The organism is Streptomyces sp. NPDC058051 (assembly GCF_042885475.1).
In the GTDB taxonomy this organism is placed as follows: domain Bacteria; phylum Actinomycetota; class Actinomycetes; order Streptomycetales; family Streptomycetaceae; genus Streptomyces.
The window spans coordinates 123,698-145,866 of sequence record NZ_JBHVRW010000023.1 but is presented as its reverse complement, the minus strand read 5'-3'; the positions used below and the strand labels follow the sequence as shown (position 1 = coordinate 145,866).

Annotated in this window: 18 protein-coding genes and 2 pseudogenes; 10 read left to right on the top strand and 10 right to left on the bottom strand. The window is 71.7% G+C overall.

Annotated features, from left to right (window positions below; translation table 11 throughout):
• Positions 1-477 (top strand): annotated as a pseudogene (locus tag ACFVUT_RS29380) (xylose isomerase); the annotation flags it as partial.
• Positions 478-762: 285 nt separating this feature from the next.
• Here the strand turns inward: ACFVUT_RS29380 and ACFVUT_RS29375 are convergent.
• Positions 763-1,641, bottom strand: coding sequence for an NADP-dependent oxidoreductase (locus ACFVUT_RS29375; RefSeq protein ID WP_389655441.1), 879 nt, complete (start codon positions 1,639-1,641; stop codon positions 763-765).
• Positions 1,642-1,674: 33 nt separating this feature from the next.
• Positions 1,675-2,859, bottom strand: coding sequence for an MFS transporter (locus tag ACFVUT_RS29370; RefSeq protein WP_389655439.1), 1,185 nt, complete (start codon positions 2,857-2,859; stop codon positions 1,675-1,677).
• An 80-nt stretch (positions 2,860-2,939) separates the two neighbouring features.
• Between ACFVUT_RS29370 and ACFVUT_RS29365 the strand changes: the two are divergent.
• Positions 2,940-3,308 (top strand): annotated as a pseudogene (locus ACFVUT_RS29365) (MerR family transcriptional regulator); the annotation flags it as partial.
• Between the two features lie 206 nt (positions 3,309-3,514).
• On the opposite strand, the gene ACFVUT_RS29360 reads toward ACFVUT_RS29365, so the two are convergent.
• The 3 genes from ACFVUT_RS29360 to ACFVUT_RS29350 all read right to left on the bottom strand — a co-directional run bounded on the left by ACFVUT_RS29360 (position 3,515) and on the right by ACFVUT_RS29350 (position 7,066).
• The gene (locus ACFVUT_RS29360; protein ID WP_389655437.1) at positions 3,515-4,762 is read right to left on the bottom strand and encodes an ROK family protein; all 1,248 of its coding nucleotides are present in this window, start codon (positions 4,760-4,762) and stop codon (positions 3,515-3,517) included.
• A 91-nt stretch (positions 4,763-4,853) separates the two neighbouring features.
• Entirely contained in the window at positions 4,854-5,825 is a 972-nt protein-coding gene (locus ACFVUT_RS29355; RefSeq protein WP_389655435.1) for a formylglycine-generating enzyme family protein, read from the bottom strand.
• Positions 5,822-7,066 carry an ROK family transcriptional regulator gene (locus ACFVUT_RS29350; RefSeq protein ID WP_389655433.1) on the bottom strand — a complete coding sequence of 415 codons (1,245 nt, stop codon included), beginning with the start codon at positions 7,064-7,066 and terminating at the stop codon, positions 5,822-5,824. The genes ACFVUT_RS29355 and ACFVUT_RS29350 overlap by 4 nt, the downstream gene beginning before the upstream one ends.
• A 210-nt stretch (positions 7,067-7,276) precedes the next feature.
• Between ACFVUT_RS29350 and ACFVUT_RS29345 the strand changes: the two genes are divergently transcribed.
• The 5 genes from ACFVUT_RS29345 to ACFVUT_RS29325 are packed head-to-tail and all read left to right on the top strand — an operon-like array spanning position 7,277 to position 13,786.
• Complete coding sequence (locus tag ACFVUT_RS29345; protein ID WP_389655431.1) at positions 7,277-8,764, top strand: sulfatase-like hydrolase/transferase; 1,488 nt, start codon at positions 7,277-7,279, stop codon at positions 8,762-8,764.
• Positions 8,761-9,615, top strand: a complete 855-nt coding sequence (locus ACFVUT_RS29340; protein ID WP_389655429.1) for an ABC transporter permease — start codon at positions 8,761-8,763, stop codon at positions 9,613-9,615. The genes ACFVUT_RS29345 and ACFVUT_RS29340 overlap by 4 nt, the downstream gene beginning before the upstream one ends.
• A 3-nt stretch (positions 9,616-9,618) precedes the next feature.
• The gene (locus ACFVUT_RS29335; RefSeq protein ID WP_389655427.1) at positions 9,619-10,401 is read left to right on the top strand and encodes an ABC transporter ATP-binding protein; all 783 of its coding nucleotides are present in this window, start codon (positions 9,619-9,621) and stop codon (positions 10,399-10,401) included.
• Entirely contained in the window at positions 10,398-11,441 is a 1,044-nt protein-coding gene (locus ACFVUT_RS29330; RefSeq protein WP_389655425.1) for an aliphatic sulfonate ABC transporter substrate-binding protein, read from the top strand. Before ACFVUT_RS29335 ends, ACFVUT_RS29330 begins: the two co-directional genes overlap by 4 nt.
• Positions 11,438-13,786 (top strand): DUF4838 domain-containing protein, encoded by a 2,349-nt coding sequence (locus ACFVUT_RS29325; RefSeq protein ID WP_389655423.1) that lies wholly within the window; start codon positions 11,438-11,440, stop codon positions 13,784-13,786. Before ACFVUT_RS29330 ends, ACFVUT_RS29325 begins: the two co-directional genes overlap by 4 nt.
• A gap of 193 nt (positions 13,787-13,979) precedes the next feature.
• Here the strand turns inward: ACFVUT_RS29325 and ACFVUT_RS29320 are convergent, their stop codons facing one another.
• From ACFVUT_RS29320 to ACFVUT_RS29310, 3 genes are all read right to left on the bottom strand, one after another.
• Positions 13,980-14,624 carry a DUF305 domain-containing protein gene (locus tag ACFVUT_RS29320; RefSeq protein ID WP_389655421.1) on the bottom strand — a complete coding sequence of 215 codons (645 nt, stop codon included), beginning with the start codon at positions 14,622-14,624 and terminating at the stop codon, positions 13,980-13,982.
• On the bottom strand, positions 14,621-15,271 hold the full coding sequence (locus tag ACFVUT_RS29315) for a DUF3105 domain-containing protein (RefSeq protein ID WP_389655419.1): 651 nt from the start codon (positions 15,269-15,271) through the stop codon (positions 14,621-14,623). Before ACFVUT_RS29315 ends, ACFVUT_RS29320 begins: the two co-directional genes overlap by 4 nt.
• Before the next feature lie 188 nt (positions 15,272-15,459).
• Positions 15,460-15,924 (bottom strand): hypothetical protein, encoded by a 465-nt coding sequence (locus tag ACFVUT_RS29310; protein ID WP_389655417.1) that lies wholly within the window; start codon positions 15,922-15,924, stop codon positions 15,460-15,462.
• 102 nt (positions 15,925-16,026) lie between these two features.
• On the opposite strand from ACFVUT_RS29310, the gene ACFVUT_RS29305 reads away from it, so the two are divergent.
• Positions 16,027-16,968 carry a phospholipid scramblase-related protein gene (locus ACFVUT_RS29305; protein ID WP_389655415.1) on the top strand — a complete coding sequence of 314 codons (942 nt, stop codon included), beginning with the start codon at positions 16,027-16,029 and terminating at the stop codon, positions 16,966-16,968.
• 128 nt (positions 16,969-17,096) lie between these two features.
• On the opposite strand, the gene pcaB is transcribed toward ACFVUT_RS29305, so the two are convergent.
• Positions 17,097-18,464 (bottom strand): 3-carboxy-cis,cis-muconate cycloisomerase, encoded by a 1,368-nt coding sequence (gene pcaB / locus ACFVUT_RS29300; protein WP_389655413.1) that lies wholly within the window; start codon positions 18,462-18,464, stop codon positions 17,097-17,099.
• A 108-nt stretch (positions 18,465-18,572) separates the two neighbouring features.
• A complete protein-coding gene (locus ACFVUT_RS29295) occupies positions 18,573-19,340 on the bottom strand; it encodes a VOC family protein (protein ID WP_389655411.1) in 768 nt (255 codons plus the stop codon).
• Positions 19,341-19,610: 270 nt separating this feature from the next.
• On the opposite strand from ACFVUT_RS29295, the gene ACFVUT_RS29290 reads away from it, so the two are divergent.
• Complete coding sequence (locus ACFVUT_RS29290; RefSeq protein WP_389655447.1) at positions 19,611-21,230, top strand: FUSC family protein; 1,620 nt, start codon at positions 19,611-19,613, stop codon at positions 21,228-21,230.
• Positions 21,227-21,733 (top strand): MarR family winged helix-turn-helix transcriptional regulator, encoded by a 507-nt coding sequence (locus ACFVUT_RS29285; RefSeq protein ID WP_389655409.1) that lies wholly within the window; start codon positions 21,227-21,229, stop codon positions 21,731-21,733. The genes ACFVUT_RS29290 and ACFVUT_RS29285 overlap by 4 nt, the downstream gene beginning before the upstream one ends.
• Positions 21,734-22,169: the final 436 nt, after the last annotated feature.

The window sequence follows — 22,169 nt, the reverse complement described above, 5'->3', positions numbered from 1 at the left end:
CACGGCATCGCGCAGGCGCTGTGGGCGGGCAAGCTCTTCCACATCGACCTGAACGGCCAGTCCGGCATCAAGTACGACCAGGACCTGCGCTTCGGTGCCGGTGACCTGCGCCAGGCCTTCTGGCTCGTCGACCTGCTGGAGTCCTCCGACTACACGGGCCCGCTGCACTTCGACTTCAAGCCGGTGCGCACCGACGGCATCGACGGGGTCTGGGAGTCCGCGAAGAACTGCATGCGCAACTACCTGATCCTCAAGGAGCGCGCGCTGGCGTTCCGCGCCGACCCGGCCGTCCAGGAGGCGCTGGCCGCGTCCCGGCTGACCGAGCTGGCCCTGCCCACCGCCGAGGACGGACTCAAGAGCCTCCTCGCCGACACCGGCGCGTACGAGGACTTCGACGTGACGGGCGCCGCTCAGCGCTCGATGGCGTTCGAAGCCCTCGACCAGCTCGCGATGGAACACCTCCTCGGCGTCCGCTGAGCCCGCCCGCCCGCGCGGACGCGGGCCACGGGCGTGGGCCCGGACACCTGGAATTCGCCCTGGGGTCCGGGCCCACGCCCCGTACGCGTACGCGCGGAGCACCCACGGACCGGGCGCCGACCGTCCGCAGTGCCAAGGCCCCGTACACGTACGCGCGGAGCACCCGGTACCCGCACCCGGACGCCGACTTCAGCCCGCTGGGCGGTGTCGACTCACCGGCCGCCCCGGACGGCTGGCGCCGGGGCGGCCCGACCGCCACGGAGGAGAGGCATGGCGTGGTCGCTCTCAAAAAGTGAGCAGGATCTTGCCGAGCACTCCGCCTGCTTCGAACCGCTCGTGGGCGCTGCGGACCTCGTGGAAGGGGTAGCGGTGCGCGATGCGCAGCCGGAGTTCGCCCCGGTCCACGAGGGCGGCGAGGTGGGCGAGGTGATCCTGGTCCTCCTGGACGTAGCTCTTGGTGGCCCCGGGGATGTCGGGCAGGGGGCGGTCAGCGATGGACACGTACCGCCCCCCTGGGACGAGGGCAGGGGCCGCGTCGGTGCCTGCGGTGTCCAGCACTGCCGTATAGGTGCGGCGGGGGAGACCGGCCGGGGTGTGCCAGACGCGTTCAGCGCCGAGTTCCCGGGCCGCGTCGAGGTGCTCCCGGCGTGAGACCAGGGCGTCGACGGTGGCCCCGGCGCGGCGGGCGAGCTGGACGGCGATGCCGCCGACGGCACCGGCCGCGCCGGTGACCAGAACATGGTCTCCGCCGGTGACCGCTGCCTGCTCAAGAGCCTGCAGCGCCGTCACTCCGGCCAGTGGCAGTGCCGCGGCATCCGCCAGCGGAACCGTGGTGGGGGCTGCCGCCAGCAGCCGACCGGGCAGGGCGACCTGCTCGGCCCAGGTGCCGCGGCCGGTGGCGATCTGCGCGGACAACGCGATCACCTGGTCTCCGGGACGGTGGCCGGGATGGTTGGTGGCGGTGACCACCCCGGCCAGGTCCCACCCCAAAGTGGCGGGGAGTTCGGGCCCGACCTCCCATGCGCGAGTCTTCCAGTCCACCGGGTTCAAGCTGCTGGCAACGGTACGGATCAGCACCTCGTCAGCTCCTGGAACGGGCTGGGGTACCTCCCGGACGGACAGGACTTCGGGCCCGCCGTGGCGAGCGATCCGGATCGCGTGCATGGCGACCTCCTTTGCGGGGTGAGCGGATGGGGATCAGGCAAGGGCGGCGGGTTCGGCGTCCTGCGCCGACGTCCGCGTCCGGGGCAGGACGAGACAGGTGAGGGCCAGTCCCATCAGGCTCAGCACCGCGCCCGCCAGCCCGGTCCAGCGCAGAGCGCCGGCGGCGACGATCGCACCGCCGACGACCGAGCCGGCTGCCGCACCGAGGTTGAAGGCGCCCACGTTGACGGAGACGGCCAGGGTCGGAGCGGAGCCCGCGTGGTGCAGGATCAGCCCCTGCAGCGGGGCGATGGTCGCGGTGGCGAGCAGGCCGAGCACCAGGACCGCAGCCACGGCGGTGGGCTGCCACACCACGGCGAACGGGATGAGCAGGAGCGTCCCCGTCAGCCCGCCGAAGACCCCGCGCACGGTTGCGCTCACCGACCTGTCGGTCAGCTTTCCGGCGGTGAGGTTGCCGAGAAAGCTGCCCGCGCCGTAGGCGAGCAGCAGACCGGAGACCGCCCCGGCGGAGAAGCCGGAGACACGGGTCAGCAGCGGGACGATGTAGGTGAACACCGTGGAGACCCCGGAGAAGCCCACCGCGGTGGTGACGGTGGCGAGCACGACGGGCCGACGCGTCACCACGCGTATCTCGTCACGCAGCCGCGTGGCCGGCGCCTCCTGCCGGGGCAGCACCGCGGCCAGCAGCACGGTGCCCACCAGGGAAAGAGCGGTCAGCACGGCGAACGGAGCCCGCCATCCGGCGCTCTGCCCGAGCAGCGCTCCGAGGGGCACCCCCAGGAGCGTGGCCACGGTGAAGCCGGACGCGACGGTGGCGATGGCCGAGCCCGTCTTCCCGGCCGGGACCACCCGGGTCGCCGTCACCAGCGCAAGGGCCAGGAACGCGGCATGGCTGAGCGAGGACACCACGCGGCCCACCAGGAGCAGGCTGAACGAAGGCGCCACGGCGCAGATCGCGCTGCCCGCCGCGAACAGCAGCATCAGGCCGAGGGCCAGCCCCTTGCGCGGCAGCCGCGCGGTCAGCAGCGCCATGACGGGCCCTCCGGCCACCACTCCGAGCGCGTATGCGGTCACCGCTTGCCCAGCGGTTCCCACGGAGACGTCCAGATCAGCTCCGACCTCGGGCAGCAGCCCGGCGATCAGGTACTCCGAAGTACCCACGACGAACACGCTCGCGCACAATGCGGCGAGCGTCGAGAAACCCTTGTTCCCATTCATGCCGCAGACGCTAAAGTCTCACATCGGTATGAGAGTCAAGGCGGGCGGACCATGTCTGTCCGTCCGTCAGGGAGGTTCTTGTGCGTATCGGTGAACTGTCCCGGCGGACCGGCGTGGCCGTGCACCTGCTGCGCTACTACGAGGAGCAGGATCTGCTCCACCCGCAGCGGCGGCCCAGCGGCTACCGGGAATACGTCGAAGAGGACGTCGCCATTGTCCGCCGCATCCGTAGCCTGCTGGCCGCCGGCCTGAGCACCTCGACGATCACCACGGTGCTGCCGTGCCTGCGGGACACCGGCGACCGTCTCGTCCCCACCTGCTCCGACCTGCTCGCCGACCTTCACCAGGAGCGCGACCGCATCGCTCAGGCCATCAGCGACCTTCAGATTTCCATGGACGCGCTCAACGAGGTCATCGCCGCGGCGCCGGCCGACCTCACACGCCGGGCACTGACCTCACCCGGCGCAGGGACGCATCGGCTCGCACCCACGGCCCTTTCCCGTTCCCGGAGCAGGATCGGAAATGGGCCGCCCGACCGTCGTTGATCCCGGGTCGGTTCAGCCAGTCCCTCGCCCCGCACCTGCGCGGCGCCACCAGCGGGTACCGGACGCCCGCCGCACGGGCCGGATACCGGACCGCCTCCGCACGGTTCGGCTCAGCCGGATGCCCGGCCGCCCGCGTACGCCACCGGGTCGGTCAGCACGTCCGTCATCACCAGGGCCGCAGCGCCCCGCGCCGCGTCGCCCGCGACGGACGAGGCGCGCAGCCGCCCGCTCCCCGGGGACCAGAGCCCGGACACCACCCGGGCGGTCAGCTCCTCGTCGGCGGGCGGCGACAGCCACGGAATCAGCTCGCGGTAGATGCCGCCGAGCACCACCGCGTCCGGGTCGAGCAGATTGACGGCCCCGGACAGCACCCGCCCCAGCATCCGGCCGGCCTCCGCGACAGCCGCCACCGCCCGCCCGTCCCCGGCGCGGGCGCGACGCTCCAGCTCGGCCACGCCGGAGCCGCCGGCGGAATCCTGGATCCCGGCGGCCCGCAGGAGCGCCGCCTGTCCCGCGTACTGCTCCAGGCAGCCGCGTGAGCCGCACCGGCATTCGGGCCCCTGCGCGTCCACCACCACATGGCCGATCTCCCCGGCGAACCCGTGCGCCCCGCGCAGCAGTTCACCGTCGATGACCAGGGCCCCACCGACTCCGATCTCGCCCGTGAGGTAGAGGAAGCTGCGGACCGGGTCGAGTCCGCCGAACCAGAGCTCGGCCAGCGCCGCCAGGTTGGCCTCGTTCTCCGAGCTCACCGGCAGGGCCGCGTGGCCGGGGCGCTCGGCGGCGAGCGAGGCGGCGAACAGGGCCTCGGCCGGAACCTGGTTCCAGCCCAGGTTGGGTGCCTGGCGCACCGAACCGCCGGAGACCAGACCGGGCAGTGCGAGCGCCACCCCGACCGGGAACAGCCCCTGCTCGTGTGCCGACGCGAGGGTGCGGGCGGTGATCCCGGCGGCCCGTGCCAGTACCTCGGCGGGCGGTGCGCCCCGGTTGTCCAGGTGCTCGGTGAGCCGTACCCGGCCGGTTCCCGCCAGATCGACCACACACACCGACACGAAATCGATGTTGACTTCCACGCCGAGCCCGGCGGGGCCGGTGCGATTCACCTTGAGCGCGGTACCGGGACGCCCCGCCTGTCCGCTGAAGGTCTTGCCGGATTCGGTGAGGAACCCGATGTCGAGCAGTTGCTCGACGAGCGAGGACACCGCTGCCCGGGTCAGTCCCACCCGTGCGGCGACCCCGGCCCTGGTCGCCTCGCCGTCGACTTCGTCCCGGACGGCCCGCAGCACCAGGCTGAGGTTGCTCCGGCGCACGGTGTCCTTGTCGGCCTTGGGCCCCAGCGGTGCGAGGTTGTTCTTCATATCGGAACCGAGCCTATGCGATCCTCGCCGCGGGCCGACGGTGAGCCCACGGGACCTTCGCCCGGTGAGCGCTCCGCAGAGTCCGCGCCGGTCACAGCGCGCAGCGGAACCCGCCGTGGCCGGTCGTGCTGTCGGGGGTGTTGGAGGTGCGGGCGGCGACCCGGTAGCGGTTGCAGTAGGAGCGGTGGCAGAGGTAGGAGCCGCCGCGCAGAACCCGGTTGGGGCCGACCGGCGGCCCGACCGGATCGATACGCGTCTGCGGGCGGTCCGAGGCGTGCCAGTCGGCGCTGAACCGGTCGGCACACCACTCCCACACGTTGCCCGAAGTGTTGTACAGACCGAAGCCGTTGGCCGCGTACGCCTTGGCAGGGGCGGTGGCGAGGAAGCCGTCCTCACGGGTGTTGCGTACGGGGAAGTCGCCCTGCCAGATGTTGCAGCGGTGCCTGCCCCGGGGGGTCAGTTCGTCGCCCCAGGGGAAGCGGGCCCGGTGAAGCCCGCCGCGGGCCGCCTTCTCCCACTCCGCCTCGGTCGGCAGCCGCTTGCCGGCCCACCGGGCGTAGGCCGCCGCGTCGTGCCACGACATATGGACCACGGGATGGTCCCGGCGGTCGCCGATCGAGGTCCCGGGCCCCTCGGGCGCCCGCCAGTACGCCCCGCTCACCGCGCGCCACCAAGGGGCGCCCGGGACCGTGCCGGGCCGTACGGCATGGCGTGCCCGGGGAGGAACGAAGGATCCGAACACATAGGACCAGCCGATGAGTTCGGCCTCGGTGCGGTAGCCGGTGGCCTTCACGAACACGGCGAACCGGGCATTGGTCACGCAGGTCGCGTCGATGTGGAAGGGGCTGACGAAGACCTCCCGGACAGGCCCCTCGCCGTCGGCCGGGAACGCGTCCGCGTCCTCGCCGCCCATCAGGAACGGGCCGCCCGGGACGGCCACCATGCCGCGAAGGAGGTCGGCGGGCCGGCGTTCCGGGACGGCGAAGTCCGCCGGGGGAGGGGAGAGCGACGCCGCCGCACCGGCAGGCGTGCCCGCCCGCTCCGGTCCGCAGCAGGCGCTCATCGCACGGCCCCCGCGGTCAGCGGCGAGCCGTCCCCGGCGGTGCTCCCGGGGGAGGGCCTCTCCAGCAGCTCGGCCAGATCCTGGCCCGTGGTACGCAGGAGCAGGGCCACCGCGCCGAGCGCCGCGGCATCGCTGCCCAGCGCGGACCCGCGCACCTCGATGGATCGGGACGCGGAGGGCAGCGAGAGGGCGGCGAGCTCCTTCCGGATCGGGTCGAGGACCAGATCGTCCAGGACGGCCGGTTCCCCGCAGACGACGATGCACTCGGGGTCGACCTGTGCGGCGAGTGACGCGAGGACCCGCCCCGCCGTGACAGCAGCGGTACGGAACACCTCGGCGACGTCCGGCCGGCCCGCGACGGCGAGCGCGACCAGTTCCGCGGCGTCCTCGACCACCACGCCGCGCTCGGCGCAGGCGGCGAGCAGGGCGGGGATGCTGATGAGGCCCTCCAGGCAGCCGCGGCCACCGCAGTGGCAGGGCTCTCCCTCGGGATCGCAGCTGGTGTGGCCGATCTCGCCGGCTGTGCCGTGGGCGCCTCGCACCAGCAGGCCGTTGACGACGAGCCCGCCGCCCACGCCCTGGGACCAGCCCAGGTAGACGGTGTTGTCCAGACCCCGGGCCGCCCCCCAGGTGACTTCGGCGAGCGCGGCGAGCCGGGAGTTGTTGTCCGTGAGCACGGGGGCCTCGAAGTGCCGGCCGAGTTCGGCGGCGACGTGGCCGGCGAACGGTGTCATGTCGCGCGGGTCGCCGGAGGCGGGGTCCTGCACGAACCCGGGAAGCCCGAGACCGATGCCCTCGACCGGAGCGAGGCTGATGTTCTCGCGCCGAACCAGCTCCTGCACGGCCGCGACGGCCTGTGCCGCCCGTTCGGCCGGACCGCTGTCCGCCGGGACGGGGGCGCTGTGGCGGCCGACGATCTCGTGGGCGCAGTTGGCGACGACCACATGGATCCGGTGGCGCTGGACGTCGATGCCGATCAGTTCGGCGCCGCGTGCGTTGAGCGCGATCTCCAGCGCCGGCCTGCCCCGGCCGCGGGGCCCCTCGGGGTCGGGGGCCGGCTGTTCGATGACGGCCTTGCGTTCCAGAAGGTCGGAGACGATCGCGAACAGGGTGGTGCGGGAGAGTCCGACCCTCGTCTTCAACTCGCCGCGGCTCAGCGCTCCCGACCTGCGCAGTTCTCCGAGCACGGCGGCTTCGTTGGCCCTGCGCAGGCGCTGCAGGGCATCGGTGCGTTCCGTCATGGACGCATGGTCGACCGGTCAAGAGGTTTCTGTCAACGCGGCGGAATAATTCACACGCTTTTTATTCCCGAGGGTTGACGTAAAAAAGTCGCGCTCCCTACAGTTCCGGTCACCTGCCCGCCCGAGCTCGTGTTCCGGCATCGGCCCGAGCCTGTGCTCAGGCGCTCGGCGGCACCACCGTGAGCGATCCATCGAAAGGGCGGCCAGTCAGTGGCTCCGCGCAACGTCCTGTTCCTGATGACCGACCAGCACCGGGTCGACACCCTGGGCTGTTACGGCAACCCACGCGTCGACACCCCCGCCCTGGACGCCCTGGCGGCCGAGGGAACCCGCTTCGACCGCTTCTACACGCCGACCGCGATCTGTACCCCGGCCCGTGCGTCGCTCGCCACCGGCCTCCACCCGTTCCGCCACGGCATGCTGAACAATCCCGAGCGCAACGGCGGCAGCAAGGACGAGCTCTCCGACGAGACGCCGACGCTCTGGGGCCGGTTGACGGACCACGGCTACCAGGTCGGCCACGTCGGCAAATGGCACATCGGCCGCGAGCGCGGCCCCGAGTTCTACGGCCTCGACGGCGAACACCTGCCGGGCGCACTCAATCCCGTACACCACCCCTCGTACGAGAAGTGGCTGGAGGACAACGGCTTCCCGCCCTTCGCCGTACGCGAACCCGTCTTCGGCACCGCGGCCAACGGCACCGGCCGCGGCCACCTCATCGCCGGCCGGCTCCAGCAGCCCGTCGAGGCCACCGTCGAGGCGTTCCTCACCGACCGGACCCTCGCCCTGCTGGACCGCTACGCCACCGACCGAAAGGCGAGCGGCAAGCCGTTCATGCTGTCCTGCCACTGGTACGGCCCCCACCTGCCCTACCTGATCCCCGACCACTACTACGACCTGTACGACCCCGACACGGTGCCGCTGCCCGCCTCCATGGCGGAGACCTTCGCGGGCAAGCCCGAGGTGCAGCGCCAGTACAGCGCGTACTGGTCCTCGGACGACTTCGACGCAGCCGCCTGGCGCAAACTCATCGCCGTCTACTGGGGTTACGTCACCATGATCGACCACCAGATCGGGAGGCTCACCGAAGCGCTCAAGCAGCATGGGCTCTGGGACGACACGGCCGTCTTCTTCACCGCCGACCACGGCGAGTTCACCGGCGCCCACCGGCTCAACGACAAGGGCCCGGCGATGTACGAGGACATCTACCGGATTCCCGCCATCGCCCGCTTCCCCGGCGGCCCCGCCCAGGTCAGCGACGACTTCGCGAGCCTCATCGATCTCCACCCGACCCTTCTCGACCTGGCGGGCGCACCCGCACCCGAACTCTGCGACGGGGAAAGCCTGATGGGGCTGCTGAACGGGGAGCGCCCGCACCACCCCCGCGACGAGATCGTCGCCGAGTTCCACGGCCATCACTTCCCGTACTCCCAGCGCATGATCCGCGACCGGCGCCACAAGCTGGTGCACAACCCGGAGAGCGTGCACGAGCTGTACGACCTGGAGACCGACCCGCACGAACTGCACAACGTGTACGAGGCTCCCGCCTACGCGGACGTCCGGCGCGACCTCACCGTGCGGCTCTACCGCGAGCTGCTGCGCCGCGGCGACCCGGCCTACACGTGGATGAGCTACATGGCGGACATCGGCGGCGGCCGTGCGGCCGACGTCGACGGTGTCGCGGAGGAAGTCGCATGAAGCCGCAACCGCTGTCCGGACCAGGCACCCCCACGGACGAACCGGTCCCGGGCGCACCGGCGAAGGCACCGACCGGGGCACCGAGGAAGAAGGGCGGGGCGCCCGGCCGGCTCGTATCCGTGCTGCTCGGTCTCGCCTCCGCCGCGCTCGGCCTGCTCGTCTGGTCCGTCCTGGCCAACAGCGGCATCGACGGCTTCCCGGGCCCCGTCCAAGTGGCCCGCCGGGCCGCGACCCTCATCGGCGACGGGACGCTCCTCGCCGACGCGGGCGCGAGCCTCCAGCGCGTCCTCATCGGCTATGTCCTCGGTGTCGCCCTCGCGATCCCGGTCGGCTTCCTGATGGGCTGGTACCCGGTCGTCCGTCGGCTGATCGAACCCTGGCTGCAGTTCTTCCGCATGGTGCCGCCACTCGCGATCATCCCGCTCGCCATCGTCCTCATGGGCATCGACGAGACCCCGAAGATCTTCGTCATCTTCCTGGCGTCGTTCCTGTCGTCCGTCGTCTCGACCTTCCAGGGCGTCGTCGCCGTAGACGTCACCCTCGTCAACGCGGCCAGAGTGCTCGGAGCGCGTGACCCGCAGGTCTTCCTCGGGGTCGTCGTCCCCGCGTCCACGCCGTTCATCCTGGTCGGCATGCGCATCGGCCTCGGAGCCTCCTGGGCGACCGTCGTCGCCGCCGAACTCATCGCGGCCCAGGGCGGACTGGGCTTCCGGATGCAGCAGGCCCAGCTCTACTACGACCTGCCCACCATCTTCGTCCAGCTCATCGCCATCGGCGCGATCGGCCTCGTCATGGACCGGCTGCTGCTCCTCGCCGAGCGGCGGCTCACCCACTGGCAGGAACGGCGGTAACCCATGCCCACCATCAACTTCCGTGACGTATCGAGGGGTTTCGACGTCAAGGACGGACAGTTCCTGGCCCTGGACCGCGTCGGGCTCGACATCGAGGACGGCGAGTTCGTCACCGTCGTCGGACCGTCGGGCTGCGGCAAGAGCACCCTCATGAACATCGCGGCAGGTCTCCTGGACGCCACCGGGGGCGAGGTCACCGTCGACGGCGAGCCCGTCCGCGGACCGTCCCCCGAACGCGGCGTCATCTTCCAGCAGTACGCGCTCTTCCCCTGGATGACCGTCGCCGCCAACGTCGAGTACGGGCTGAAGGTCGCCGGAGTCGGCAGGACCGAGCGCCGCCGCCGCGCGCGGGAGGTCATCGAACTCGTCGGCCTCACCGACTTCGCCGATGCCCTGCCCAAGACACTCTCCGGTGGCATGAAACAGCGCTGTGCCATCGCCCGCGCCTACGCCGTCGACCCGAAGGTCCTCCTCATGGACGAACCCTTCGGCGCCCTCGACTCGCTGACCCGGGTCCGGATGCAGGATTCCCTGCTCGACACCTGGAGCCGCGACCGGCGCACCGTCATGTTCATCACCCACGACGTCGACGAGGCGGTCTACCTCGCCAACCGCGTCGTCGTGATGGCGGCCCGGCCGGGCCGCATCCACACGATCATCCCGGTCACCCTGCCCCGTCCGCGCAGGGAGGAACACCGCCTCTCGCCCGAGTTCGCCGAACTGCGCGCCCGGGTCTGGCAGGCCGTCCACCACCAGCCCACTCCTCTCGAAGGAAAAGCGTCGTGAAGAAGACCCGTGCCATCGGCCGCCGCACCGCGGGACTCCTGCTGGCCCTCGCCCTCGTTCCCGCCGCGAGCGGCTGCGGCGGCGACACGTCCACCGGATCCTCCGGCGGCGGCAACGACAAGGTCCGCTTCGGCTACATCGCCGACTACAGCGGCTCGGCGGCGCTCGCCGTCGCCCAGAAGCAGGGGCTCTGGAAGAAGGCCGGCATCACCCCGGAGCTGAAGGTCTTCACCAACGGCCCGCTCCAGGTGCAGGCACTCGGCTCCGGCGACCTGGACTTCGGCTACATCGGCCCGGGTGCACTCTGGCTTCCCGCCTCCGGCCGCGCCTCCATCGTCTCCGTCAACATGCTGGGCCTCGCCGACCGCGTCATCGCCCGGCCGGGCACCGGCATCGAGGACCCGGCCGACCTCAAGGGCAAGAAGATCGCCGTCGCCGAAGGCACCTCCGGGGACATGATCCTCAATCTGGCGCTGCGCGAGGCCGGGCTGAAGCCGGGAGACGTCACCAAGGTCGTCATGGACGCCTCGACCGTCGTCACGGCCTTCTCCTCCGGCCAGGTCGACGCGGCAGCCACCTGGTACCCGCTGATCGACACGATGAAGAAGAAGGTCCCCGATCTCAAGGAGATCAGCCGGACCGAGGACTACTACCCCAAGCTGACCTTCCCGAACGTGTTCGTCGCCCAGCCGAAGCTGGCCTCCGGGAACCCGGAGCTGGTCAAGAAGGTGACCGGAGTCCTCAAGGCGGCAGGCGACTGGATCGCCGCACACCCCGAAGAGTCGGAGACGGTCGCCGCGGACTTCCTCAAGCTGCCCGCCGACCAGCTCGAAGGATCCACGACATACGTGAAGGTCCTCACGTCCGCGGAGCTGACGAAGCTCAGCGAGGACGGCACGGTCGACCGCTGGTTCGACGAACTGGCACAGGTCTTCGTCCAGATGAAGAAACTGCCCGAGGCGGGACACGCCAAGGACTACTACCTCGGCGACGTCTACTCCGCAGCCCCGGTCACCACAGGAAAGGCGGACCGCTCATGAACGGCGATCGCACGACGGACGGCCGGAGCACGACGGACGGCCGGAGCGCCACGGACGGCACGGGCGCCGGGCACGACCCGGGGAGCACGAGCGGCGCGGAGGCGTTGCGACGGCGCGGATTCCTCGCCGGAGCGGCCGGCCTGGCGGGCGCGGCCGTACTGCCCTGGACCGGCGCCACCGAAGCCGCGGCGGCCCCCGCGACGGCGGCAAGCACCGCCACCGCGCTGCGGGTCGTCACCGGCGGACGGCCGCGCGCCACCGTCCTGTGGTGGGGTACGGGCAGCGCGCGGTTCGCCGCCACCGAACTGCGCGACTACGTCCACCGGATCACCGGCGTCCGACTTCCGCTGCGTGCCGCACACGGGATCCCCGGCGCCACCGTCCCCGACGGCGTCACCGGCCTGGTGGCTCTCCGCCCGGGCACCGGCCAGGCGGAAACGATCCCCCCGAGCCGGATCGCGGAGGCCGGCCGGGAGCTCGCCGACGCCCCCGAGGACTCCTTCACCCTCCTCGGGGATCCCGGCTGCCTGCTGCTCACCGGGCTGGGTGACCGGGCCCCGCTCTACGCCGTCTACGCGCTTCTGGAACGGCTCGGCGTACGGTTCTTCGCCCCGCAGTTCCCCGCGTACGAGGGGCACGGCGAGCAGGTCCCGCAGACCGCGGCCCTCACCGTCCCGCCCGTCCGCCTCACCGACCGGCCCGACTGGCAGATACGCCGGCAGTACGCCGAGGAGGGGTTCAGCCACACCGGTGCGAGCCTGCGGCTGCTGCTCGACTGGATGGCGAAGAACCGGCTCAACACGTTCGTCTACCCGACCGACTACCTGGGCCTCGGCGTCACCACGTACGACGGGGTGCGGACGGTGCTCGCGCGCGAGGCGGGCAAGCGCGGCATCCGCATCGAGAGCGGCGGCCACGGCTACGACAGCTTCCTGCCGAAGGCCGCATATCCCCAGTACTACACGTCCGGTGGGCCGCTCTTCGACATCTACGACCCCGAGGCCCTCGACGCCTACATCGACCGGGTCGTCGCCTTCCTCCGGGCCCGCCCCGAGATCACCGTCTTCGACTGCTGGCCGCCGGACGTCTCCGCGTTCCAGAAACCCATCCTCGACCGGTACGGCAAGCCCGCCAACGCGGAGTCGGTGGTCGTCAACAAGCTCGCCCAGGTGCTGCGGGAGGAACTGCCCGGCGTCCGCGTCGAACGGATCGCGTACGCCTCCACCCTTCAGCCGCCCGATCCGGAGTACGCGTGCGACCCCGAAGTCATCGTCGACTTCGCCCCGTACGGCCGCACCTACGACGGGAGCCTCGACGACCCCGCGGTGAAGGCCAACACCGGCTTCGCCGACGCGTTGCGCGCGTGGCGGACCGGCTTCCGCGGGTCGCTGGTGATGTACGAGTACTACCGGCGTTACCGCTGGCGCAGCCTCCCGGTGCGTCCGCTCTCCACCATCGCGGGCGATGTCTCCTTCGAGTCCCGGCTCGGTCTCGACGGCACGGGCATGTACAGCGAACCGGGCGACTGGATCACCTATGAACACGTCCAGAGCCTCGTCGCCGCGCTGGCCTGGGACAACAGCCTGGACGCGGACGCGTATCTCGACGGCTACCTCACGGCGCGCTTCGGCCCCGACGCGCATGCCGCCGTGCGCCGTGTCTACGAGCTCACCCGCGTCGACCCGGACACCCACACGGCGTCCCGGCTGGCCGACGTCTACGGCCAGGCGCGCGCCGCACTTCAGGAGGCCACCGCGCAGGCGGAGGGGGCCGCGGCCCGCACCGTTCTGGACCGGCTGACGCGCAACATCGACATCGCACTCGCCGACATGCGCATCGGTCTGGCGCCCGCCGACAGCGCCGAACTCGACACCGCCCGCCAGGAGTACCGGGCGCTCGTGCACCGCAACCGGTTCAACGGCATCTGCCTGCCCCACATGCAGGCATGGTGGCGCTGGAACGGCCCGACGAATCAGGCCCCGTACGACGACGCCGCGATCCGCCGGGATGTCGTCGACAGCTACGCGAGTCCTGCGGCCGGATTCTGCCATCCGGGCCGTCTCGTCCTGGAGCGGGACGGCGAGGCCGCCGCATTCGATGTCGAGGCGCAGGACGTCGACTTCCTCGGCCACACCGTCCACTGGGCGGCCACCGCGCCGGACGGTGTGGTGCTGGAACCGGCGAGCGGCACGCTGAAGGTGCGGGGCACCCGGGGCGCGGCCGGTGCGGTGACGGTGCGGGCCACGGCCGGGGCGGCGACCGGCGCTCAGCGGATCACGCTGGAGCTCCGACTGCCGGACGGGACCGCACTGGTGCCCGCCCGGGTGGAGGTCGCCGTGTCGTGACCGGGGCGGGGCGGCCCGTTCGCGGAGGAGGAACCCGCCGCGAACGGGCCGTCGGCACGCCTGTCCACGGGTGCATGAGCCGTCGACGCACCTGGCCACGGGCGTGCGGGCCGTCGACGCACCTGGCCACGGGGCCACGGGCAGCCCGGGAGTTCGGCCGCTCAGGGGTGCGTGGGCGACGGCCCGCCGGCGTTCAGGCCGACGACCCCCGCTCCTTGAGCATGTCCGCCATGAGCGAGATCTCCGACTGCTGACCCCGCACCATGCCCGCCGACAGGTTCCCGATCTCACCGGTCGTGGCGCCGGAGGCCGCGGCCTGCGCCATCTCCGCCCCGGCACGGTGGTGCGCGGTCATCAGCTTCAGGTACAGCACCTCGGCGGCCTTGCCCTTCGCCGTGCGCAGCGCGTCGAGTTCGGTGTCGGTCGCCATGCCGGGCATCAGGGAACCGTCGCCCCTGGGCGTGAAGGTGTGCCCCATCCACTTCATGGGGGGCGCCTCGGACGACTTCGCCCGGCCCCACATCTCCAGCCAGCCCAGCATCATCCCGCGCTGATTGGCCTGGGTGTTGATGATGTCGTACGCGAGCCGGCGCACCGCCACGTCCGACGTGCGGTCCCGCACGATGAACGACATCTCGACCGCCTGCTGATGGTGGATCGACATGTCGCGCGCGAAACCGACATCGACCGACGTGTCCGAGGGCGCGGCCACCCGCGCGGCCGAGCCCTCGGAGGACGACGGCCGTACGAGCATCAGCGCGACCAGGCCCAGCGCCAGCAGCAGCACCACACCGCCCGCCATCACCATCGGGCGCGAGGAGTGGACCGCGGACGTCATTGGGTGACCCCGCCGGTGCAGGCCGCCCCGGGCTCAGGGGTCTGCGCACCCTGCACGTACTTGGTGAAGAACTGCGCCACGCGTGCGTCGGTGGCACTCGTCACCGTCACCTGCTTGCCCCAGGCGCTGAGGACGAGCGGGGCGTCCTGGTCCTCGACCGGGCTCATCAGGGAGTACGGCGTCGCCTCGACCCGCTCGCCGAGCTTCTTGACGTCGGCGGGGTCCGCCTTGCTCGTGTACGTGACCCAGACCGCGCCGTGTTCGAGGGAGTGGACGGCGTTCTCGTTCGGTATCGCCTTGGTGTAGACGTCGGCGTCGCAGTTCATCCACACCGGGTTGTGATCGCCGCCGACCGGCGGGTTCATCGGGTAGTCGACCTTCTTCTCGACGTGGTTCTGGGACAGCTTGTCCCAGCTCCGCTCGCCTTCCACGGGTGAGGACTTGGCCTCGGTCTCCGCCTTGTCCTTGTCGTCGGCGGCGGACATCAGGTAGGCGCCGCCCGCCACCAGTGCGGCGATCACGGCGATGGAGGCGGTGAGGGTGATGACGCGGCTGCGTCGCTCGCGGGCCCGCTCCTTGCGGCGGGCCTCCTCCAGCTTGGCGCGGCGTGCGGCGGCAGGGGTGTTCTGCTTCTTGGCGGAAGCCATGGCGGGTCGTCCTTCGGTTCAACAGGAGTGAGGGAGGGAGGGAGTCGGGTGCGGTGCGGGGGAACGTCCTCGGTGTCCCGAGGAACGGGCCGCGGCACCAGTGCCGTGACCGGCGACGCTTGCCCGGAAGGAGCGTCGTCCCGTGCGTGCTGGACGGCGCGACGGGGCAGAGGTCGCCGAGCGGGGCACTAGACCCGTTGAACCTGCAGACGGAGATGGTCGACGTCGTGCACGGCGTCGTTGGACGGGCCGCGGATCGCGGCGGCGCCGGTGAGCGGCTCGACGGCGGTCGCGGCGGTCGGACCGGGAAGGGCCACGGGCGCGCCCTGGCCGGGCGGTACGACAGGTACGGCGTGCTCGGAGGCTCCGTGGCAGGAACTGCCCATGCCGCGGCTCTCCGGGGCATGGGCCACGACGGTCCGCACGACCACGGGATGCACGGGCGTCATGGCCCGGACGGCGGCTGCTGAGTGGACCGCCCCGGACTGCCGCGAGGCCGCCGGTCCCGCGGTGGTCGCCCGGTGCGCGGACGGATCCGGGACCGTGAACGAGCAGCACGAGACCACGACGAGCACGAGGAACAGCCAGCCGGGAACGGCCGACGCGCGGGCGCTGCGCCACCGTCGGTGTGATCGTTCGCTCGGCCTGTTCATCCCCGACATCGTACGCGGTGTGTGAAGTTTCAACGAGGGGTGGATGCTGTGGATGTGCGGGATGAGGGAGCCGTTGTCAGGGTGGCGGGATAGTGTGCCCCGGTGACAACGCACTCGAACGTATCTGCGGGCTGGTATCCGGATCCGCACGGCGCGCCCCAGTTGCTGCGCTACTGGGACGGTTCCCAGTGGACCGAGCACACCAATCCGGCCGGTGGGCAGCAGCCGCAGGCCGCGGCTCCGGCGACGCCCGCGCAGGCGCCCGCGGCCGCCCAGCCGCAGGCTGCTCCGCAGCATCAGCAGGCCGCTTCTCAGCAGCAGGCCGGCTATCAGCAGCAGGCCGCTTCTCAGCCGCAGGCCGGTTACCAGCAGTCCGCGCACGAGCAGCCCGGGATTCCGGCGCAGCAGGCGGGACAGCCCCAGCAGGGCGGCGCCCCTGGCGCGGGCTCGCTCTTCAATCAGCAGGTCCTGGTCGTCAACCAGAAGGCCAAGCTGATCGAGGTGACGAACGAGTACAGCGTCTTCGACCAGCACGGCAACACCGTCGGCTCGGTCGTCCAGGTCGGCCAGAGCGCCCTGCGCAAGGTGCTGCGCTTCCTGACCAGCATCGACCAGTACCTGACCCACCGCCTTGAGATCCGTGACGCGTACGGTCGGCCGCAGCTTCTGCTGACCCGGCCGGCGAAGTTCATCAAGTCCAAGGTCATCGTGCAGCGCGCCGACGGCCAGCCCGTCGGTGAGATCGTCCAGCAGAACGCGATCGGCAAGATCAACTTTGCGATCATGGTGAACGGCCAGCAGGTCGGAGCCATCAAGGCGGAGAACTGGCGCGCGTGGAACTTCGCGATCGTCGACCACAACGACGCCGAGATAGCCCGGATCACCAAGACCTGGGAAGGTCTCGCGAAGACGCTGTTCACCACGGCGGACAACTACGTGCTGCAGATCCACTACCAACTGCCCGAGCCGCTGCTGAGCCTCGTCGTCGCCACGGCACTCACCGTGGACACCGCCCTCAAGCAGGACGCCCGCGGCCTCGGCTGACCCGGACGGCCCGGGAGCCCCTTGCGCGAAAGGCCGCTCTCGTCGCCGCCTTCGCCGACCCGGGCGAACGGCCAACAGCGAGCGCGGTCATCCGTGCGGGGGCGTGGACGGGCGGACGGCGAGCGTGCTCACTCGCGCTCCAGCGCACGATCGGTGAGGGCGCCCGCGCAGCCGGTGTACCGGGAGGGTTCGGTGAGGTCGGAGAGATCGAGACCGGCGAGTTCGGGCTCCTCGTCCAGCACATCACCGAGGACGTCGCCCAGATCCGCCGTTTCCGCGCGGGCCCGGGCGGCGGCGTTCACCAGGACTTCCTTGGCGCGCCTGCGCCCGATCCGTTCGGCGAACACGGCGGCCAGCCGCTCCGAGACGATCAGCCCGTCCGTGCGCTGGAGATTCTCCCGCATGGCGTACGGGACGACGCGCAGTCCGTCGGTCAGTTCGGCGGCGTCGTACGCGGCCCCGCCGACGAGTCGCAGCAGTTCGCGCAGCGGCTCCCATTCGGCGTGCCAGGACCCGGCCGGCCGTTCGTCCTCGGCGGCGAGCGAGCCGTACAGCGTCGCCGAGAGGCCGGGGGCGCGCCGGGCGGCTGCCGCGATCAGCGTGGCGCGCACCGGGTTGGCCTTGTGGGGCATCGTGGACGAGTCACCGCCCTTCCCCTCCGTGACCTCGCCGATCTCGGTGCGGGACAGGACGAGTACGTCGGCCGCCAACTTGCCGAGAGCACCCGCCGTGAAGGCGAGCGCGCCCGCCAGATCGGCGATCGGCGTGCGCAGGGTGAGCCATGGCAACAGCGGTTCGGCCAGGCCGAGTTCGCTCGCGAACGCCTGGAGCACCGCCAGCCCCCGGCCGTCGTCCTCGGCCGTGTCGGCTTCGCCGACGGGTGTGAACACATTGAAGGCTGCCAACGTCCCGGCCGCGCCGCCCAGTTGTACGGGAAGCGATTCCCGTACGGCCGACAGCCTGTCCCGCGCGTCGAGGATCAGTGCCCGCCACCCGGCCGCCTTCAGCCCGAAGGTGGTGGGCACGGCCTGCTGCGTGAGCGTACGGCCGGGCATGGGCGTGTTGCGATGTGCGGCGGCCAGCCGTGCCACCGCCTCCGCTGAGCGCGCGAGGTCGTCGAGCACCGGCGCCAGGGTCCGGGCGGCGACCAGCATGGCGGCCGTGTCGAGGATGTCCTGGCTGGAGGCGCCGCGGTGCACGTACGGCCGGACCTCCTGATGTACCGCGGTGATCAGCTCGGCGACCAGCGGTGTGACCGGATTGCCGCTCGCGCGTGCGCGCAGCGCCACATTCCGTACGTCGAACCGGCTCGCGTCGGCCGCTGCCGTCACTGCCCGCCCGGCCTCCTCGGGGGCGATTCCGCAGACGGCCTGGGCGCGGGTGAGCGCGGCCTCGGCGTCGAGCATCGCCTGCAGAACGGCACGGTCGCCGGTGGCCGTCTCCGCGGGGGAGCCGGCCCGCCCGGGGGCGAGCAGTCCGACATCGCTCTCGTACATCAGCTGAACTCCAGGGTGGCCCGTGCGGCGTCCTCTGCGGGCGGACATCGAACGGGTGGGTGGGAGGGTGCGCAGGGGAATCGATCGGTGTGATCCGGACGACGGCCCTCAGCCTTCGTCGCTTGCCCGGTGGATCCCGAACACCGCGCCCTGCGGATCCCGCACCACCGCGATCCGCGGTCCGTCCGCGATGCTCGTCGGCGGCATCAGCAGTTCGCCGCCGGCACCCTGCGCGGTGGCCGCCGCCGCGTCGACGTCCGTCACGGCGAAGTACGGCAGCCAGTTGGACGGCGCCTCCGGCGGGAACCGGTCGTCCATGACCAGCATGCCGCCGAAGTCCTCGCCGGCCACACCCCACTGCGTGTAGCTCTCCGCGGCGGAATTCACGGTCCACCCGAAGACCGAGGTGTAGAACGCGCGCGCCGTGTCGGCCTCACGGGTGACGAGTTCGACCCAGCCGAGCGTGCCCGGAGCGTTCAGCAGGTCGGCGCCGCCGAAGGCGCCTCCCTGCCACAGCGAGAACACCGCGCCGGACGGATCCGCGACCACCGCGAACCTGCCCTGGTCGAACACGTCCAGCGGGCCGACCAGGAGCGTTCCGCCCGCCGACTTCACCTTCTCGACCGTGGCGTCCGTGTCCTCGCCGGCGAACGAGACCGTCCAGGCGGGCGGCTGTCCCGGCTGGTAGACGGGGCTGAGCGCGGCCACGCGCGCCTCCGCGAGGTGCGCCATGGTGTAGCCGCCCGCCTCCTCGCGCGGATCGGTCTCACAGTGCCAGCCGAACAACGCCGAGTAGAACGACGTGGCTGCCGGGATGTCGGGCGTGCTCAGCTCGATCCAGCAGGGACCGCCGGGCACCGGTTCGGTGAGCTTCATTCGGTTTCCTTCGTGGGTGCGTGGGTGCGTGGGTGCGTGGACGCAGGCATGCGTGGATGTGTGGTGCGGGATGTCCGTTCTCGTGCAGAACGCTAGGGGGTCGTGACGGGGGAGGCCGTCGGCGCCGCGACCGCACGAGGAGGGAAACTGTTTTACGGGTGTAATACCTGCTAACATATTTAGGTGAGTGTTACAGCTACCCGATCCCGTAAGCCGTCCGTACGTCGATTTCCACTGGCCGCCCCGCTGCGCCTCGTCCGGCCCTCGGACATGTGGTTCAAGCCGGCACTGAGCGTGGTCGTCGCCACCGCCGTACCGGATCTGGTGCTGTTCGCGGTGGGCCGGGTCGACCTCATCATGTACACGATGGCCGGTTCGCTCTGTGCGCTGTACGGCCACAACCTGCCGTATGCCCGCCGTGCCCGCGCCGTTGCCGGGGTCGTGGTCTCCATGGTCGTCGGCATGGCGATCTCCCTGCTCGCGGCCTCGCTCACCGGATCGACCGCCGTGCTGATCGCCGTGGGCGCGCTGCTCGCGGCGGCTCAGAAGACGATGTGCGACGCCACCCGCATCGGCCCGCCCGGACCCGTGATCTTCACGTTCGTCACCTCCGCCGCTCTTTTCGCCCCGCAGCAGCTGGGGCAGGTGCCCGGCCACCTCGCGCTGACCCTGGGGGCGGGGGTGTTCTCCTGGCTCGTCACGGCCGGTCCGGCGTTGATCCGCAGGGAGGGCCCGGAGCGCCGGGCGACCGCCCGGGCCCTCGACGCGGCCGCGGCCTACGTCACCGACCCCGGCCACCGCACCCGGCATGCCGCGGCCGCCGCCGTGCACGCGGCCTGGCAGACACTGCTCGCCGCCGGACGGCCCACCCCTGCACGACGCGCGCTCGAACGCCTCGTCGTCCACGCCGAAGCCGCCCTCGCCCAAGCCTCCGTCGGCGGGTTCCCGGCCGCTCCGGCCACCGCCCCTGCACAGTTCCGCGTGTGGGCCCGGCAGACCCGCGCCCGCGGCCCCGTCCCCACGCCGCCGCCCGCCCCGGGCACGGCCGAGACACTGTTCGGCATCGACGCCGAACGGGACGCCCACCGCGCCGGAAGCCGCCGCGAGGCCCGCCGCGCCCTGCTGCGCAGCCTCACCCCGGGCTCGCCGCTGCTGCCCATCGGCGCCCGCACACTCATCGGCTGCGCGCTGGCCGGATATGTCTCGCAGGCGGCCGGGGTCGGCCGCCCCTACTGGGCGATCGTCACAGCCGCCTCCCTCTACCAGGCCAACGTGACCCTGTCCTGGAACCGGACCCTCCAGCGCACCCTCGGCAACCTGCTCGGTGTCCTCGTCTTCGCCGCCGTGATCCCGGTCAGCCGCACCGGACCGCTGGCGCTCATCGGCTGCTGCCTGTTCTTCGCCTTCGCGGCCGAGGCCCTGATCACCCGCAACTACTGGCTCGGCTCCGTCGCTGTCACACCGATGGCCCTGCTGGTCCTGGAGTTCGGTGGCACCCACCCGGCCGGTGAGCTCATCGGCGACCGCGTCCTGGACACCGTGATCGGCGCGGCGGTGGGCTTCCTCGCCGCGATGCTGGTGACCAACCGCCGGGCCACCGGACGCCTCGAAAAGGCCCTGGCCGCCACCGACCGGGCGCGCGACCACGCCGTGCGGACGCTCGCCGCCACGCAACCCGCGCCCGCGGCCCTCGACGCCGCCCGTCGCAGGCTGACCGGATCGCTCGTCGAGCTGCGCGAGGCCGATGACACCGCAGCCGGTGAATGGTGGCAGCGTGCCCTGCCGCAGGAGCAGGTCCTCGCGGCCGAGCAGGCGGGACACCGTACGCTCGCGGCGACAGCGACACGGCAGGGGCTGATCGCCCCGGCCCAGGAGAACGGAGCGGTGTGACCGACGACATCGTCGCCTCGGTGGTGCGGCAGTGGCAGGCCGTCAACCCCGAGCTGGACACCGGACCCATGGAACTCATCGGCCGCATCAACCGTTGCGCGGCTCTGCTCCAGCAGGCGGAGGACGCACCGCTGCGCGCGGCCGGGCTGACCCGCGCCGAGTTCGACCTGCTCGGCGCCGTACGCCGCACCGACCGCGAACTCACCCCCGGAGAGCTGGCCAGGGAGACGTTCTCCTCCGGCGCCGCCGTGACCAAGCGACTGCGGGTTCTTCAGGAACGCGGACTCGTCGACCGCCGCAGCGACGCACGCGACCGCCGCGTCGCCCACGTCCGTCTCACCGAGGAGGGGTGTGACCTGGTGGACCGGTTGCTGCCCCGGCAGCTGGCGTACGAACGCGCGGTGCTCTCCGGTCTCGACGAGCAGGCCCGGACCCGGCTCAGTGCCCAGCTCAGCGAGTTGCTGGTGCAGCTGGAGGGCCGCATCGGCGGCGCCAGACGCTGAACCGGGTCCGGGCCGACTGCGCCGGGCTGATTCACGTGCTGGTCCGGCGACGCTGCTGGTCCGAGGGGCGGCGTGTACGGGTCCGGCGGCTCCGGAGACCGAGAGGCGGTGGGTACCGTTCGGCGGCTCCCGAGCCCCGAGACCTGGCAGGCCCGAGACTCGCGGGCCCAGACTCGCCGGCCCGACAGCACTGGCCATGAATCCCGTGCGGGAGTCAGCACGTCGCTGCCGGCGTCCGCGCTGTGAAGCGCGCTGCCATGACGACGACGCCGGAGAGTGTCCCGGCGCGCTGACAGCTGTGCAGTCCGAAGCCCCGGGGTGAGCGCCCCGGGGCTTCGCCGTGCGGTCGCTCGTCCGACGACCGCGAGGAGACCGCCATGCACGACCACCGCGCACTCGGCCGCGAGCTGGATCTGTTCGACACCGACGACGGCTG

What these genes read in the sequence shown, in the direction of transcription:
- ACFVUT_RS29375 (WP_389655441.1), bottom strand. Translation starts at nt 1,641, where the DNA reads ATGCACGCGATCCGGATCGCTCGCCACGGCGGGCCCGAAGTCCTGTCC.
- ACFVUT_RS29370 (WP_389655439.1), bottom strand. Translation starts at nt 2,859, where the DNA reads ATGAATGGGAACAAGGGTTTCTCGACGCTCGCCGCATTGTGCGCGAGC.
- ACFVUT_RS29360 (WP_389655437.1), bottom strand. Translation starts at nt 4,762, where the DNA reads ATGAAGAACAACCTCGCACCGCTGGGGCCCAAGGCCGACAAGGACACC.
- ACFVUT_RS29355 (WP_389655435.1), bottom strand. Translation starts at nt 5,825, where the DNA reads ATGAGCGCCTGCTGCGGACCGGAGCGGGCGGGCACGCCTGCCGGTGCG.
- ACFVUT_RS29350 (WP_389655433.1), bottom strand. Translation starts at nt 7,066, where the DNA reads ATGACGGAACGCACCGATGCCCTGCAGCGCCTGCGCAGGGCCAACGAA.
- ACFVUT_RS29340 (WP_389655429.1), top strand. Translation starts at nt 8,761, where the DNA reads ATGAAGCCGCAACCGCTGTCCGGACCAGGCACCCCCACGGACGAACCG.
- ACFVUT_RS29335 (WP_389655427.1), top strand. Translation starts at nt 9,619, where the DNA reads ATGCCCACCATCAACTTCCGTGACGTATCGAGGGGTTTCGACGTCAAG.
- ACFVUT_RS29325 (WP_389655423.1), top strand. Translation starts at nt 11,438, where the DNA reads ATGAACGGCGATCGCACGACGGACGGCCGGAGCACGACGGACGGCCGG.
- ACFVUT_RS29320 (WP_389655421.1), bottom strand. Translation starts at nt 14,624, where the DNA reads ATGACGTCCGCGGTCCACTCCTCGCGCCCGATGGTGATGGCGGGCGGT.
- ACFVUT_RS29315 (WP_389655419.1), bottom strand. Translation starts at nt 15,271, where the DNA reads ATGGCTTCCGCCAAGAAGCAGAACACCCCTGCCGCCGCACGCCGCGCC.
- ACFVUT_RS29310 (WP_389655417.1), bottom strand. Translation starts at nt 15,924, where the DNA reads ATGAACAGGCCGAGCGAACGATCACACCGACGGTGGCGCAGCGCCCGC.
- pcaB (WP_389655413.1), bottom strand. Translation starts at nt 18,464, where the DNA reads ATGTACGAGAGCGATGTCGGACTGCTCGCCCCCGGGCGGGCCGGCTCC.
- ACFVUT_RS29295 (WP_389655411.1), bottom strand. Translation starts at nt 19,340, where the DNA reads ATGAAGCTCACCGAACCGGTGCCCGGCGGTCCCTGCTGGATCGAGCTG.
- ACFVUT_RS29290 (WP_389655447.1), top strand. Translation starts at nt 19,611, where the DNA reads ATGTGGTTCAAGCCGGCACTGAGCGTGGTCGTCGCCACCGCCGTACCG.